Source organism: Paragemmobacter amnigenus (assembly GCF_009908265.2).
GTDB classification, from domain to species: domain Bacteria; phylum Pseudomonadota; class Alphaproteobacteria; order Rhodobacterales; family Rhodobacteraceae; genus Paragemmobacter; species Paragemmobacter amnigenus.
On the sequence record NZ_JAAATX020000015.1, the window covers coordinates 90,504 to 105,223 of the forward strand.

12 protein-coding genes are annotated in these 14,720 nt (G+C 67.0%); 7 read left to right on the forward strand and 5 right to left on the reverse strand.

Features of this window, described 5'->3' with window-relative positions:
- Positions 1-5: 5 nt before the first annotated feature.
- The 3 genes from gshB to rsmI all read right to left on the reverse strand — a co-directional run bounded on the left by gshB (position 6) and on the right by rsmI (position 2,471).
- Positions 6-950: a glutathione synthase gene (gshB, locus tag GU927_RS18810; protein ID WP_161763944.1), complete on the reverse strand. Its 945-nt coding sequence runs from the start codon at positions 948-950 to the stop codon at positions 6-8.
- Between the two features lie 93 nt (positions 951-1,043).
- The gene (locus GU927_RS18815; protein ID WP_161763957.1) at positions 1,044-1,397 is read right to left on the reverse strand and encodes a YraN family protein; all 354 of its coding nucleotides are present in this window, start codon (positions 1,395-1,397) and stop codon (positions 1,044-1,046) included.
- Between the two features lie 198 nt (positions 1,398-1,595).
- A complete protein-coding gene (gene rsmI, locus GU927_RS18820; protein ID WP_161763945.1) occupies positions 1,596-2,471 on the reverse strand; it encodes a 16S rRNA (cytidine(1402)-2'-O)-methyltransferase in 876 nt (291 codons plus the stop codon).
- 215 nt (positions 2,472-2,686) lie between these two features.
- Between rsmI and GU927_RS18825 the strand changes: the two genes are divergently transcribed.
- Genes GU927_RS18825 through murJ form a run of 3 tightly spaced genes read left to right on the forward strand, consistent with a single transcriptional unit; the run spans position 2,687 to position 8,205 of the window.
- Positions 2,687-3,847: a penicillin-binding protein activator gene (locus GU927_RS18825; protein WP_161763946.1), complete on the forward strand. Its 1,161-nt coding sequence runs from the start codon at positions 2,687-2,689 to the stop codon at positions 3,845-3,847.
- A gap of 21 nt (positions 3,848-3,868) precedes the next feature.
- Entirely contained in the window at positions 3,869-6,661 is a 2,793-nt protein-coding gene (locus tag GU927_RS18830; protein ID WP_161763947.1) for a [protein-PII] uridylyltransferase, read from the forward strand.
- Positions 6,661-8,205: a murein biosynthesis integral membrane protein MurJ gene (murJ, locus tag GU927_RS18835; protein ID WP_161763948.1), complete on the forward strand. Its 1,545-nt coding sequence runs from the start codon at positions 6,661-6,663 to the stop codon at positions 8,203-8,205. The genes GU927_RS18830 and murJ overlap by 1 nt, the downstream gene beginning before the upstream one ends.
- Here murJ and GU927_RS18840 read toward each other — a convergent pair.
- On the reverse strand, positions 8,196-8,882 hold the full coding sequence (locus tag GU927_RS18840) for a rhomboid family intramembrane serine protease (protein WP_161763949.1): 687 nt from the start codon (positions 8,880-8,882) through the stop codon (positions 8,196-8,198). The two genes, murJ and GU927_RS18840, sit on opposite strands and share 10 nt — an antisense overlap.
- Before the next feature lie 90 nt (positions 8,883-8,972).
- On the opposite strand from GU927_RS18840, the gene trpS reads away from it, so the two are divergent.
- Both trpS and GU927_RS18850 read left to right on the forward strand, forming a co-directional pair.
- Complete coding sequence (gene trpS, locus GU927_RS18845) at positions 8,973-10,016, forward strand: tryptophan--tRNA ligase (RefSeq protein WP_161763950.1); 1,044 nt, start codon at positions 8,973-8,975, stop codon at positions 10,014-10,016.
- A gap of 11 nt (positions 10,017-10,027) precedes the next feature.
- Complete coding sequence (locus GU927_RS18850; protein ID WP_161763951.1) at positions 10,028-11,104, forward strand: hypothetical protein; 1,077 nt, start codon at positions 10,028-10,030, stop codon at positions 11,102-11,104.
- Positions 11,105-11,194: 90 nt separating this feature from the next.
- On the opposite strand, the gene GU927_RS18855 is transcribed toward GU927_RS18850, so the two are convergent.
- Positions 11,195-11,791 (reverse strand): nicotinate-nucleotide adenylyltransferase, encoded by a 597-nt coding sequence (locus tag GU927_RS18855; RefSeq protein WP_161763952.1) that lies wholly within the window; start codon positions 11,789-11,791, stop codon positions 11,195-11,197.
- A 114-nt stretch (positions 11,792-11,905) separates the two neighbouring features.
- On the opposite strand from GU927_RS18855, the gene ettA reads away from it, so the two are divergent.
- Complete coding sequence (ettA, locus tag GU927_RS18860) at positions 11,906-13,561, forward strand: energy-dependent translational throttle protein EttA (RefSeq protein WP_161763953.1); 1,656 nt, start codon at positions 11,906-11,908, stop codon at positions 13,559-13,561.
- Positions 13,562-13,899: 338 nt separating this feature from the next.
- Positions 13,900-14,720, forward strand: an 821-nt coding sequence (locus GU927_RS18865) for a VCBS domain-containing protein (protein ID WP_217765728.1), incomplete at its 3' end; no start/stop codon positions are given.

Below are 14,720 nucleotides of genomic sequence, written 5' to 3' on the forward strand. Positions count from 1 at the left end.
CGCCTTCAGCCCCGCCGCTTTGCCTCGATCGCTTCCCAGATGCGCGCGGCACCATTCGTGCCGTCGAACCGCTCCAACTCCTGCAACCCGGTGGGCGAGGTGACGTTGATCTCGGTCAGCCAGTCCCCGATCACGTCGATCCCGACAAAGACCTGCCCCTTCTCGCGCAACGTCGGCCCGATGCGGCGGCAGATCTCCAGATCCCGCTCCGTCAGCCCGATCTTCTCGGGCCGCCCGCCCACATGCATGTTCGACCGCGTCTCGCCCGCCTGCGGCACACGGTTGATCGCGCCCACCGGCTCGCCATCCACCAGAATCACCCGCTTGTCGCCCTTTGAAACATCCGGCAGGAACTTCTGCACGATCATCGGCTCCCGGCTCATCCCCGTGAACAGCTCGTGCAGCGAGGCCAGATTGCGGTCATTCGGGTCCAGCCGGAACACCCCCGCCCCGCCATTCCCGTAAAGCGGCTTGAGGATGATGTCCCCGTGCTTCGCCTTGAACGCCCGGATCGTCGCCAGATCGCGCGCAATGGCCGTGGGCGGCGTCAGGTCGGGGAAGCGCAGGACCAGAAGCTTCTCGGGGAAATTCCGCACCCAGAACGGATCATTCACCACCAGCGTCTGCGGATGGATCAGCTCCAGCAGATGCGTCGTCGTGATATAGCCCATGTCGAAGGGCGGGTCCTGCCGCAGCCAGACCACGTCGAACCCGGCCAGATCGACCTCGACCTCCTCGCCATAGCTCACATGGTTGCCCGCCTCGCGCCGGACCTCGATCGGCCAGCCCCGCGCGATCACCCGCCCCTCGACAAAGGCCAGCCGGTCCGGCGTGTAGAAGAACAGCGAATGCCCCCGCGCCTGCGCCTCAAGCGCGATGCGGAACGTCGAATCGGCGTTGATGTTGACCGACCCGATCGGGTCCATCTGCAAGGCGACCTTCAGGGTCATGTCTCACTCCGCGCTGCCTGTCGCCCCTTGATGGCGCAACAGAGCGGGGGATGCAAACCGAAGCCGCCCGCGAACCGCGCGCCCGGTCAACCATCACGCGGCATAGGCATTCCGTACAAGTTCGATCCGGCCCATGGCATCGACAAGGGCGACGTCGATGCGGACATCCGTCAACTGACCCCTGGGTTCACCGTCCAGAAATTCCGATCCCGCATTCCAGATGCGCTGCATCTGGCGCGGTGTCAGATGCAGGGCCGCCTCGTCATGCGTCCGGCTCTGCTTCACCTCGACAAAGATCACCTGATCCCCGTCCCGCGCCACGATGTCGATCTCGCCATGGCGCCCGCGCCAGCGCCGTGCGCAGACCGGCGTTCTCGCACGGTCGTAAAGCCCCGCAACCCGGTCCTCGGCCGCAAGGCCCGCATGATAGGCAAGCCTGCCCCGCATGGCCTGCGCAGGCACGGCACGCGCGGGGTCAAGCACCACCACAGCGGCCGGCGTCACCACCGGAACAGGAACCGCCTCCACGGGCGAAAAATCGAAGGACAACTGCATCCCGGCCCCCGCAGCCACCACAGGCAATAAACAACACTTCGGAGGATGCGCCATTCCCCCCTCTCCCACAAGCACTTTGCCCCCTTATCATTAACGCCCCTGTCCCCGCGACAGCGCCACCTGATAGACCTCGCGCCGGGGCAGGCCGTAGGCCTCGGCCACCATGGCCGCGGCATCCTTGACCGACAGCGTCACCATGGCCTGATCCAGCGCCTCTTCCCATGTCGCCGTATCGGCGCGGGCGGGTTCGGCGCGGTCCACCAGCACGACCACCTCTCCCTTCACCTCGCGCGCCGCGAACTCCGCCGCCAACTCTGCCAGCGTGCCCCTCCGCACCTCCTCGAACCGCTTGGTCAGCTCGCGGCACACGGCCGCCTGCCGTCCCGCGCCAAGCACCTCCACCATGTCCTCCAGCAGCGCCGCCAGCCGCTTGGGCGATTCGTATAGCACCAGTGTCGCCTGCACCTCGCGGAGGTCCCCGACAAAGCTCCGCCGCGCCGCCCGCGCCGGGGGGGCGAAGCCCGCAAACAGGAACCGGTCCGACGGCAGCCCCGCCACCGCCAGCGCGCAGAGCACCGCCGACGCCCCCGGCGCCGCGATCACCGGCAGGTCCTGCGCCACCGCCTCGCGCGCCATCACGAAGCCCGGGTCCGACACCAGCGGCGTCCCCGCCTCGGACGCATAGGCGACCGACTTCCCCTCGGCCACCGCGCGCAGCAGCCGACCCGCCGCCGCCCCCTCGTTATGGTCATGGCAGGGCACGATGCTCCGCCCCGCCAGCGGCACGCCGTGGATCTCCATCAGATGCCGCAGTGTCCGCGTATCCTCGGCTGCCAGAACATCGGCACTGGCAAGGATATCCAGCGCGCGCAGCGTGATGTCCCGCGCCGCGCCGATGGGCGTGGCGACCAGATAGAGCCCCGCCCGAAGCGGCCGCTTTTCCCAGACGGTGGTCGGCAGGTCCATGATGCGGCGCCCCTTGTAAAAACTCTGCTGGTCCAGCGGGTTTACAACACACACAGCATTACAACCCACAGGTTTACTTCCTCGCCGGTCCGCTTCCGCCGCCACCGCCTCCGCCAAGTTTACTTCCCCTGTGGAACCCCTTAGGCTTGGGGCCGATTTCAGGGGGACCGGGGCCGGGCAGGCACGCCGACCCGACCAACGAGTGAGGAAGCCGCATGTTCTCTGTTTTCCGCAACGCCCGCAAGTCGATGGGCAAGGCCGCCGCCATCCTCTCCACCCTCGTCCTCGCCGCCTGCCAACCCTCGGGAGACGGCCCCGCCACCGCCCCTTCGGACACGGTCAACGTGGCGCTCCTCGTCCCCTCGGGCTCGGGTCAGGCCAGTGACCAGCTTCTTGCCCGCTCCATCGAGAATGCGGCCCGCATGGCCATCACCGATCTGGGCGGCGTGAAGATCGACCTGCGCGTCTACCCCACCTCGGGCCAGCCCGCGCAGGCCTCGGCCGCCGCGACGCAGGCCGTGGCGGATGGTGCCAGCGTCATCCTCGGCCCCGTCTTCGCCGAAGAGGCGAACGCGGCCGGCCTTGCCGCCTCGCAGGCGGGCATCAACGTGCTGTCCTTCTCGAACAACCCGGCCATCGCGGGGGCCAATGTCTTTGTCCTCGGGCCGACCTTCGACAACACCGCGCGCCGCCTTGCCAGCTATGCCGTCCGCACCGGCAAGTCGCAGGTGATGATCGTCCACGACCGCAACCCGCAGGGCGAGGCGGGCCGCGCCGCCATCCAGAACGGCGTCGTCTCGGCGGGCGGGCGCATCGTCGCCACGGGCTCTTACGAATTCTCGCAGAACGGCATCGTGCAGGCGATCCCGGGCATCGCGGCTCAGGCCAAATCCTCGGGCGCGCAGGCCGTGTTCCTGACCGCCGACACCGCGGGCGCGCTGCCGCTGGTGACGCAACTTCTGTCCGAAAACGGGGTCAGCCCCGCCGTCACGCAATATGTGGGCCTGACCCGCTGGGACATCCCCGCCGCGACCCTGTCGCTACCGGGGGTGCAGGGCGGCATCTTCGCCATGCCCGATCCCGCGCTCTATGCCCAGTACCAGGCGCGCTACCAGTCGACCTTCGGCGAACAGCCCCATCCCGTCTCGGCCATCGCCTATGACGGCATCGCCGCCATCGGCGCGCTGGCCAAGCAGGGCCGCGGCATGGACCGCGCCTCGCTGACGCAGGGGGCGGGCTTTGTCGGCGTCAACGGCGTCTTCCGCCTGCTGCCCAACGGCACCAACGAGCGCGGCCTTGCCATCGCGCGCATCCAGAACAACGCCGTCACCGTGATCGACCCTGCCCCGCGCAGCTTCGGCGGGGCGGGCTTCTGATCCGCCCGCGCGGCCCATGCCATGCCAAAGGCGCTGTCGGCACAGCCTGACCGGACACTCCCGCCCGAACCCGCCGGCATGATCCTGCCGGCGGTTGCCATCATCGACCCCGCCGCCCTGCGCGCCGCGATCCTTGCCGACCTGCCCGCCGCCGCCGATGCCCGCGCCGCCCGCAGCGCCGCCGTCCGCCATCTGGCCGAGGCGAAGACCCGCGGCAACGCCGCCCTCGCCGCCGTCTTTGCCACCCGCCCGCACGATGCCCGCGCCCTCATCCGCGCGCAGGCGCATCTGACCGATATCCTCGTCGCCACCGCCTTCGACATCGCTCGCAACCACCTCCACCCGCTGGCCAACCCGACCGAGGCCGAGCGCATGGCCGTCCTCGCCGTCGGCGGCTTCGGCCGCGCCGAGATGGCCCCCCATTCCGACGTCGACCTCCTCTTCCTCACCCCGTGGAAAATCACCCCCTGGGCCGAATCCGTCATCGAATCGATGCTCTACATGCTCTGGGACCTGCGGCTGAAGGTGGGCCACGCCTCGCGTACGGTGAAGGACTGCCTGCGTCTGGGCCGCGAGGACATCACCATCCGCACCGCCCTTCTGGAACACCGCTTCATCGCGGGCTACGAACCCCTCGCCACCGAACTGGGCGACCGGCTCTGGGGCGAGCTGTTCAAGAACACCGGCCCCGAATTCATCGACGCCAAACTGGCCGAACGGGCCGAGCGTCACAAGCGGCAGGGCGGCCAGCGCTATGTCCTCGAACCCAACGTGAAAGAGGGCAAGGGCGGTCTGCGCGACCTGCAGACGCTCTACTGGATCGGCAAATACCTCCACCGCACGCCGACGGCCGAAGGCCTCGTGCAGGCCGGTCTGCTCACGCGCGAGGAATACGACATCTTCACCCGCGCCGAGGATTTCCTCTGGGCCGCGCGGTCGCACCTGCATTACATCACCGGTCGCGCCATGGACCAGCTCACCTTCGACCTGCAGGTCGAGGTGGCCGCCCGCATGGGCTATGCCGACCGCGGCGGCAGGCGGGCGGTGGAACATTTCATGCAGGACTACTTCCGCCACGCCACCCGCGTGGGCGACCTGACCCGCGTCTTCCTCACCGAACTCGAGGCGCGGCATGCGAAACCCGAAGCCTCGCTCTTCGGCATCTTCAAACGCACCAAACGCGTCAAGCAAGGCTACAAGCTGGTGCAGGGCCGTCTCGACGTCACCGATCCGCGCCGCTTCTTCACCGACAAGCTCAACATCCTGCGTGTCTTCGAAGAGGCGCTGCGTACCGGCTATCTGCTGCACCCAAACGTCATGCGCCAGATCGCGGGCAGCCTCGACCTGATCGACGACGACATGCGCGACAACCCCGAGGCGGTGCAGATCTTCCTCGACCTGTTGCTCAAACACGGCAATCCGGAACGCTCGCTGCGGCGGATGAACGAGCTGGGCGTGCTGGCCGCCTTCATCCCCGAATTCGAACCCATCGTCGCGATGATGCAGTTCAACGTCTACCACCACTACACGGTGGACGAACACATCATCCAGTGCATCTCGATCCTCGCCCAGATCGAACGCGGCGAGCTGGTGGAAGAACTCCCCGTCGTCTCGGGTATCCTGAAGGAAGGCGTCGACCGCAAGATCCTCTACGTCGCCCTCCTGCTGCACGACATCGGCAAGGGCCGGCCCGAGGATCACTCCATCCTCGGCGCGCAGATCGCCCGCCGCGTCTGCCCCCGCCTCGGGCTGTCGGCGGACGAAACCGAAACCGTGGAATGGCTGGTGCGCTATCACCTGCTGATGTCCGACACCGCGCAGAAGCGCGACCTTGGAGATCCCCGCACGGTGCGCGACTTCGCCAAGGCGGTGAAATCGCGTCGGCGTCTCGACCTGCTCACCGTCCTCACCGTCTGCGACATCCGCGGTGTGGGCCCGGGCACGTGGAACAACTGGAAGGCCATGCTCCTGCGCCAGCTCTACGGCCAGACGGCCGAGGCGCTGGAAGGCGGGCTCGAATCCCTCAACCGCGAGAACCGCGAGGACGAGGCAAAGCGCGCGCTGCGCGACCGCCTGCCCGACTGGTCCGACACCGACCTCAAACACGAAACCACGCGCCATTACGCGCCTTACTGGCAGGGGCTGCCCACCGACACCCACGCCGTCTTTGCCCGCCTCCTGAAGGACATCCCCGACAACGAGATCCGCATCGACCTGCATCCCGACGAAGGCCGCGACGCCACCCGCGCCTGTTTCGCCCTTGCCGACCACCCGGGCATCTTCTCGCGCCTTGCGGGGGCGCTCGCGCTGGTGGGGGCGAACGTCGTGGACGCGCGCACCTACACCTCCAAGGACGGCTACGCGACCGCCGTCTTCTGGGTGCAGGACGCCGAAGGCAAACCCTACGAAGTCGCCCGCCTGCCCCGCCTGTCGCAGATGATCGACAAGACGCTGAAGGGCGAAGTCGTCGCCCGCGACGCGCTCAAGGACCGCGACAAGGTCAAGAAACGCGAACGCGAATTCCGCTTCCCGACCCACATCACCTTCGACAACGAAGGATCGGAAATCTACACCATCATCGAAGTGGACACCCGCGACCGCCCCGGCCTGCTCTATGACCTGACCCGCACGCTGGCGGGCAACAACATCTACATCGCCTCTGCCGTCATCGCGACCTTCGGCGCGCAGGTGGTGGACAGCTTTTACGTGAAAGACATGTTCGGCCTGAAACTCCACGCCAAGTCAAAGCAAGAGGCGCTGGAAAAGAAACTGCGTCAGGCCATCGCCGACGGCGCCGAACGGGCGGCAAGCTGATGCAGCCCATCCGCCTCATCCGCTCCATCGTCACCGTGGGGGGATGGACCCTGCTCTCGCGCGGCGCAGGCTTTGCCCGCGACGTGATGATGGCTGCCTACCTTGGCGCGGGCCCGGTGGCCGAGGCGTTCCTGATCGCCTTCTCGCTGCCCAACATGTTCCGCCGCTTCTTCGCCGAAGGCGCCTTCAACATGGCCTTCGTGCCCATGTTTTCCAAGAAACTCGAAGGCGGCGAGGACGCGCAGGGCTTCGCCCGCGACGCCTTCAACGGGCTGGCAAGCATCCTCATCCTCTTCTCCATCCTCGGCACCATCGCCATGCCGTGGCTCGTCTGGCTCATGGCCTCGGGCTTTGCGGGCGACGCGCGCTTCGACCTCGCCGTCCTCTTCGGGCGCATCTCCTTCAGCTACATCCTCTTCATCTCGCTGGTCGCACTCCTCTCCGGCGTCCTCAACGCCTTCGGACGGTTTACCGAAGCCAGCTTCGTCCCCGTCCTGATGAACCTCATGTTCATCGCCGCCATGCTGCTGGCCGACCGCTGGGGCTGGGATATGGGCCTGACGCTGGCATGGACCGTGCCCCTGACGGGCATCGCGCAACTCGCCTTCACATGGATATCGGCCCACCGCGCGGGCTTCCGCTTCACCCCCGGCCTGCCGCGCCTGACCCCCGACCTAAAACGCCTCGCCCTGATCGCCGCCCCCGCCGTGCTCGCGGGCGGCGTGGTGCAAGTGAACCTCCTCGTGGGCCGCCAAGTCGCCTCCTTCACCGAAGGCGCGGTCGCATGGCTCTCCTATGCCGACCGCCTCTACCAACTCCCCCTAGGCGTCGTCGCCATCGCGGTCGGAACCGTCCTCCTCCCCGACCTCTCCCGCCGCCTGCGCGCAGGCGATGCCGAAGGTGGCCGCGCCTCCTTCAACCGCGGCACGGAATTCGCGCTCTTCCTCACGATCCCCGCCGCCGTGGCGCTGGTCGTCATCGCCATGCCGCTCTGCGAAGTCCTGTTCCAGCGCGGCGCCTTCGGCCCCGACGACACCGCCGCCACGGCGCTTGCACTCGCCATCTACGGCGCAGGGCTTCCCGCCTTCGTGCTGCACAAGGTCTTCCAGCCGCTCTACTACGCCCGCGAAGACACCCGCAGCCCCTTCCGCTTCGCCGTCTGGTCGATGATCGTCAACGCCATCGTCGCCGTGGGCCTCCTGCCGCTCATCGGCTTCTCCGCCGCCGCGCTGGCCACCACCATCTCCGGCTGGACCATGGTCCTGCAACTCTGGCTCGGCACGCGCAAGATGGGCGACGAGGCGCGCTTCGACACCCGCTTCCGCAGCCGCCTGCCCCGCATCATCGCCGCCAGCCTCATCATGGGCGCAGCCCTCTGGGGCGGCTCCATCGCCCTCGGCCCCGCGCTCGGCACACCCCTCTGGCGCTACGCCGCCCTCGCCCTTCTCGTCGCCATCGGCATGGCCGCCTACGGCCTCGCCGCCCTCGCCCTGGGTGCCATGCGGCCCGCCGACCTCAAGGCCGCGCTGCGCCGTCAGCGCTGACGGATCTTCGCCACCACCCGCCGCCACCCGCCCGGACTGACCACGAAGGACAGCGCGAATCCCGTGGCGAACCCCGCCACATCCGCCACCCATTCATAACCGCCCCCGAACAGCACCCCGAAGACCAGCTGGAACGCCAGCAGAAACCCGATGAGGGTAAAGGCCCGATACCGGTTCGCCCCCACCGCCGCCAGATTGACCCACAGCAGGAAGGTAAACCCCCCGATCAGCCCGAACACCGCCGGATAGCCCCCGAACAGCGGCGCATCATTCCCGGGCACCAGCATGAAGGCCCCCGCCCCCGCAGCCGCCGCCGCAAAGAAGATCACCACCACCGCCCACCAGCGAAACACCTCGCCCACCATCTTGCCCAGCGCCAGCAGGATCACGACGACGAACAGCGCATGGGTCACCCCGCCATGCACGAAGACATAGCTCGCCAGCCGCATCACATGCTGCGGCGGATACTCCCCCGCCTCGATCATCGCCCGCATCAGCGGGGGCGAGAATACGAACCGCTCCAGCGCCTGCAACCGCCACCCCGCGCCCTCGATCCCTCCGGCCAGCCCCGACGACCCAAGGCTCAGCACCACCTCCATCGCGATCATCGGCAGGGCCAGCACCCAGACGATCCACGGCAGCGGGTTCAACGGCGGCGCATTGCGATCCTGCATCATCTCTGCACGGTCCTTCACTCAGGGCGCGATTGACGCCCAACCGCCGCATCGTTAAGCCGAAAGCCCGACATTTTCCAGACGGAGCACAAAATGGCCGAGCCGGTCCAAACGCCTCAGGCTTCCTTCCCCCCGCGCATCTTCTCCGGCATCCAGCCCTCCGGCGGATTGACGCTCGGCAATTACCTCGGCGCGCTCAAGCGTTTCGTGGAAAAGCAGGAGGAAGGCATCGAAACGATCTACTGCATGGTGGACATGCACGCGATCACCGTCTGGCAGGACCCTGAAAAACTGCGCCAGCAAACCCGCGAAGGCGCCGCCGCCTTCATCGCCGCAGGCATCGACCCCGCGCGCTCCATCCTCTTCAACCAGAGCCAGGTGACCGCCCATGTCGAACTGGGCTGGATCTTCAACTGCATCGCCCGCATGGGCTGGATGTCGCGGATGACCCAGTTCAAGGACAAGGCGGGCAAGAACAGCGAAAACGTCTCGCTGGGCCTCTTCGCCTACCCATCCCTCATGGCCGCCGACATCCTGACCTACAAGGCCACCCATGTTCCGGTGGGCGAGGATCAGAAACAGCACCTCGAACTCTGCCGCGACATCGCGATCAAGTTCAACAACGACTACGGCGTGAATTTCTTCCCCGTCGTCGAACCCGTGATCGAAGGTGCGGCCACCCGCGTGATGAGCTTGCGCGACGGCACCAAGAAGATGTCCAAGTCCGACCCCTCGGACCAGTCCCGCATCAACCTGACCGACGATGCCGACACCATCGCGAAAAAGATCCGCAAGGCCAAGACCGACCCCGAACCCCTGCCCGACACGCTCGACGGCCTGAAGGACCGGCCCGAGGCGCGCAACCTCGTGAACATCTACGCAGCCCTTGCCGGCCACACCCCCGAACAGGTGATCTGCGACTATGCGGGCGCGCAATTCGGCACCTTCAAACCGGCGCTGGCCGACCTCGCCGTGGCGAAACTGGAACCCATCACGCTGGAAATGAACCGCCTGATGCAGGACCCCGCCGAAATCGACCGCATCCTTGGCGAAGGCGCAGCCCGCGCCGATGCCATCGCGCGGCCGATCGTCGATCAGGTCTATGACATCATCGGCATGATCCGCTCGCGACGCTGACGGGGCGCGGGATGTTCCGGCGGCTGGCGCGGCACATCCTGACCCTGTCCCTTGCGGGGTCCGTCGCGCTGACCGCCCTCTCGGGGGCCCATGTGGCGATGGACCCCGCGCTCGCCCCCCTGCGCGACGCGACCGTGGCGGAAATCACCGCCACGGTGGGGCGCGAACTCGCCCGCCTCTCGCCCGACACGATCCCCGCCCGCATCGCCACGGGCCTTGCCGCCGAACCGCGCGACTGGGTCACGCTGGCCGCGCTGCGCGACCTCGCCACCGACCTCGGCCACCCCCTGCCCCCCGACCTGTCCGCCCGCTACGACGCGGCCCTGGCCTCTGACTCGGGCTTCTACGCCAGCGCCGCCAACTGCGCCGCCTGCGCCACCGACCCCGCCGCCTGCACCCTGTCGAACGTGCTGCTCTGCCGCGCGCCCATCGAACTCTCGCCCATCGGTGACGTCCTCGCCATCGCGGACGGCGCGCGCGACTACCTCTCGGGCGGCGATGTCGACCGCCTCTCCGTCGCGCTCGCCATCGTGGGCCTTGGTGCCACCGTCACCGTCGCAGCCACCGGCGGCACATCGGTCGCGGCGAAACTCGGTGCCTCCACCCTGAAACTCGCGCGCGGCATGGGCCGCCTCTCGCCCGCCCTCACCACGCTCGTCACCCGCGCGGCGACCGACGGCGTCGACTGGGTCGCCCTGCGCGCCGCCCGCTCCACCGACGACATCGCAGCCAGCCTGCGCCCCGCCGCCTTCGCCCCCCTCGTCGACACCGCAGCCGACCTCGACCGCCTGCGCGAGGCGACGGACACGGCAACCGCGCTGCATCTGCTGAAATTCGTGGACACCCCCGCCGACGCGCGCCGCCTTGCCAATGCCGCCACCGCCCTCGGCCCCCGCACCACCGCCGTGGCCGAGGCGTTGGGAAAGTCCCGCCTCCTGCGCGCCACCGTCCGCGTCGCGAACACCGCCCTCGCCCTGACCGCAGGCATCGTGGCGCTCATGCTCTCGCTCGCCCTCACCCTCTCGGGCTGGCTGCAATCCCGTCTCTTCCGCACGCTCCGCCGCGCCGCCCAGGACCCCGAACCCTGATCCCCCTTCATCCCGGCCCAAATACCCCCGGGTGGGTCCGGGAGGGTCCGGGGACCCTCCCGGGGCCCGCCACCCGCGAAACGCCGGGGATTACCCCCGCCACTCCCCCCGCGCCCGGATCGCGCTGGAAGAACTGCCATCCATCGGCAGGTTCACGAAACACCACGCGGGCGCATCCTTGCCCCGCAACACCTCGCCCCGATCCACCAGATGCCCGCGATAGATACGCGCGGCCTTCGACATCCGCCCCCGCACCCCCCATCCGGGCCGCGCCAGCACCCCCACGGGTACCATCCGCAGGATCTCCTCCCACCGCTCCCAGCGGTGGAACTGCCCCAGATTGTCCGCCCCCATCAGCCAGACGAACCGCACCCCGGGATAGATCGCCCGCAGCCGCCGCAAGGTCTGCGCCGTGAACCGCGTGCCCAGCCGCGCCTCCAGATCGCTCACCACCACCCGCGGATCATCCATCACCGCCCGCGCCCGCGCCATGCGGTCCGCCATCGGCGCAGGCCCCCGCGCCTTCAACGGATTGCCGGGCGACACCAGCCACCAGACCCTGTCCAGCCCCATCCGCTTCAGCGCCTCGCGCGTGATGTGCACATGCCCGCCATGCGCCGGATCGAAGCTCCCTCCCAGAAGCCCGATCACCATCCCCTTCCGCGCCACGGGAAATCCTGCCCGCACGCCACCCTCCGCCGCTGTTCCGGCCCGAAGCCCAACCACCCCACGTTGCCACTGTCCAGCATTATCGCTACATACCCCGCCAACATCCGAGGATTCCCGATCAGGAGCGGCAACATGGCCAGCTATCAATACGTCTACCACATGGATGGCGTCTCCAAGACCTATCCCGGCGGCAAGAAGGTTTTCGAAAACATCCGCCTCAACTTCCTGCCCGGCGTGAAGATCGGCGTCGTGGGCGTCAATGGCGCGGGCAAATCCACCCTGCTGCGCGTCATGGCCGGCTGGGACAAGGATTTCCAGGGCGAGGCATGGGCCGCCAAGGGCGCCAAGGTGGGCTACCTTCCGCAGGAACCGCAACTCGACCCGAACCTCACCGTGCGCGAAAACGTCAAGCTCGGCGTGGCGGAGAAGCAGGCGAAACTCGACCGCTACAACGAACTCGCCATGAACTATTCGGACGAGACGGCGGAAGAAATGGCCCAGCTTCAGGACCAGATCGACGCCGAAAACCTCTGGGATCTCGACAGCCAGATCGACGTCGCGATGGAGGCGCTGCGCTGCCCCCCCGATGACGCGAATGTGGAAACCCTCTCGGGCGGCGAACGCCGCCGCGTGGCGCTGTGCAAACTCCTGCTCGAGGCGCCCGACATGCTGCTCCTCGACGAACCCACGAACCACCTCGACGCCGAAACGATCGCATGGCTGCAAAAGCACCTGATCGAATACAAGGGCACGATCCTGACGGTCACCCACGACCGCTACTTCCTCGACGACATCACGACCTGGATCCTCGAGCTTGAACGCGGCAAGGGCATCCCGCACGAGGGCAACTATTCCTCGTGGCTCGACGCCAAGGCCAAGCGGCTGGCGCAAGAGGCGCGCGAGGACAAGGCCAAGCAGAAGGTCCTCGAAAAGGAACTCGAATGGATCCGCGCGGGCGCCAAGGCCCGTCAGGCCAAATCCAAGGCCCGTATCCAGGCCTATGAAAAGATGGCGGACGAGTCGGTCAAGGAATTGGTCGGCAAGGCCCAGATCATCATCCCGCACGGCCCCCGCCTCGGCTCCAAGGTCATCGAATTCGAAAACGTCTCCAAGGCGCTGGGGGACAAGCAGCTGATCGAGAACCTCTCCTTCTCGCTGCCCCCGGGCGGCATCATCGGCGTGATCGGCCCCAACGGCGCGGGCAAATCCACGCTGATGAAGATGATCACCGGTCAGGAAAAGCCCGACAGCGGCACCATCACGCTGGGTGACACCGTGCAGTTGTCCTATGTCGACCAGTCGCGCGACGCGCTCGACCCCAACAAGAACGTCTGGGAGGAAATCACAGACGCGCTCGACATCGTCCAGCTGGGCGATGCCGAAGTGAACAGCCGCGCCTATTGCTCCTCCTTCAACTTCAAGGGATCGGACCAGCAGAAAAAGGTCGGCATCCTCTCGGGCGGGGAACGTAACCGCGTCCACATGGCCAAACTGCTGAAATCCGGCGGCAACGTCCTGCTGCTCGACGAACCGACCAACGACCTCGACGTCGAAACCCTTCAGGCCCTCGAAGCCGCGATCGAGGAATTCGCGGGCTGCGCGGTCATCATCTCGCACGACCGCTTTTTCCTCGACCGCCTCTGCACCCACATCCTCGCCTTCGAAGGCGACGCCCATGTGGAATTCTTCGAAGGCAACTTCGACGCCTACGAACAGGACAAGATCCGCCGCCTCGGCCCGGATTCCGTCGAACCGAAGCGCGTGAAGTACAAGAAGTTCACGCGCTGAACGACCTTCCCCGTCCCCACTGTCCAAGGGCGCCCCACGGGCGCCCTTTTCTGATTCGCGCGCCTGCAACCGCAGGGAAAATGCTGCCTATTTTTTAGGCAAATCCGCAGCCACGATCTGCGTAACTGTTTCCCGTTATTAACTAAAGTTACGGATACCGTGCAGTGCGAATGATTTGCACAACCGCCGGTAACACTTCTCGCCACCGGCGGGTGCGAAAATCCTTACCTATCCGAAAGTATGTTTGACATTCTTTCGAACAAGGCAGATCACCGCTTGTATGTAGCATTGCCACCTTTCGGCCATGTTTTTGTCACGATTTTGCACGGGAGCCGGAAATGGCGACGTCGACCAGCACCTCCTACCTGAACACCCCTCAGGCAGTTGATGACTTCTTCACCCTCACCGATAACGCGGGCACGAATGCCGGTCTGACCGAGACCAACCCCTTCATGACCGTCTCGGGCGATACCATCACGCTCGACGTGCTGGGCAATGACCTCGGCGGCAATGCGAAAAAGCTGGTGGACGTGGTCTTCGGCGCCGAACGCGACGTGATCAGGGACTCCAACCTCGTCAACGACCTGCTGCGCGCCGACACGACGGCCGCCACCGGCACGGATGGCAGCGCGAATATCAGCAATGGCAGGGTGACCTTCACCATGTCCCCGGCGCTCAAGGCCGCGATCGACGCCCTTCCGGCGGGCGAGGTCAAGATCGTCAACCTCACCTATTCGATCCAGCTCGCCAACGGCACCTTCAGCTTCGCCACGGCCGAACTGAAATTCGTGGGCGTCAACGACGCGGCCACGATCACCGGCACCAGCACCGGGTCGGTCACCGAAGACAACCCCGCCATCGCGTCGGGCCAACTGACCGTGACCGACGGCGACACCGGACAGGCGTCCTTCGTCGTGGCCAGCAGCCTGACCACCGACTGGGGCACCTTCACCTTCAACACCACCACCGGCGCGTGGACCTTCACCATCGACAACGCCGCCACCCAGAAACTCGGCGCCGGCGACTTCGAGAACGTCACCCTCACCGTCACATCGCTCGACGGCACCGCGACGCAGACCATCACCGTCACCGTGAACGGCGTGAACGACCTCGCCACGATCTCGGGCAACGATGCGGGCGAAGTGACCGAGGATGACAC

What these genes read in the sequence shown, in the direction of transcription:
- gshB (WP_161763944.1), bottom strand. Translation starts at nt 950, where the DNA reads ATGACCCTGAAGGTCGCCTTGCAGATGGACCCGATCGGGTCGGTCAAC.
- GU927_RS18815 (WP_161763957.1), bottom strand. Translation starts at nt 1,397, where the DNA reads ATGCGGGGCAGGCTTGCCTATCATGCGGGCCTTGCGGCCGAGGACCGG.
- rsmI (WP_161763945.1), bottom strand. Translation starts at nt 2,471, where the DNA reads ATGGACCTGCCGACCACCGTCTGGGAAAAGCGGCCGCTTCGGGCGGGG.
- GU927_RS18825 (WP_161763946.1), top strand. Translation starts at nt 2,687, where the DNA reads ATGTTCTCTGTTTTCCGCAACGCCCGCAAGTCGATGGGCAAGGCCGCC.
- GU927_RS18830 (WP_161763947.1), top strand. Translation starts at nt 3,869, where the DNA reads ATGCCAAAGGCGCTGTCGGCACAGCCTGACCGGACACTCCCGCCCGAA.
- murJ (WP_161763948.1), top strand. Translation starts at nt 6,661, where the DNA reads ATGCAGCCCATCCGCCTCATCCGCTCCATCGTCACCGTGGGGGGATGG.
- GU927_RS18840 (WP_161763949.1), bottom strand. Translation starts at nt 8,882, where the DNA reads ATGATGCAGGATCGCAATGCGCCGCCGTTGAACCCGCTGCCGTGGATC.
- trpS (WP_161763950.1), top strand. Translation starts at nt 8,973, where the DNA reads ATGGCCGAGCCGGTCCAAACGCCTCAGGCTTCCTTCCCCCCGCGCATC.
- GU927_RS18850 (WP_161763951.1), top strand. Translation starts at nt 10,028, where the DNA reads ATGTTCCGGCGGCTGGCGCGGCACATCCTGACCCTGTCCCTTGCGGGG.
- ettA (WP_161763953.1), top strand. Translation starts at nt 11,906, where the DNA reads ATGGCCAGCTATCAATACGTCTACCACATGGATGGCGTCTCCAAGACC.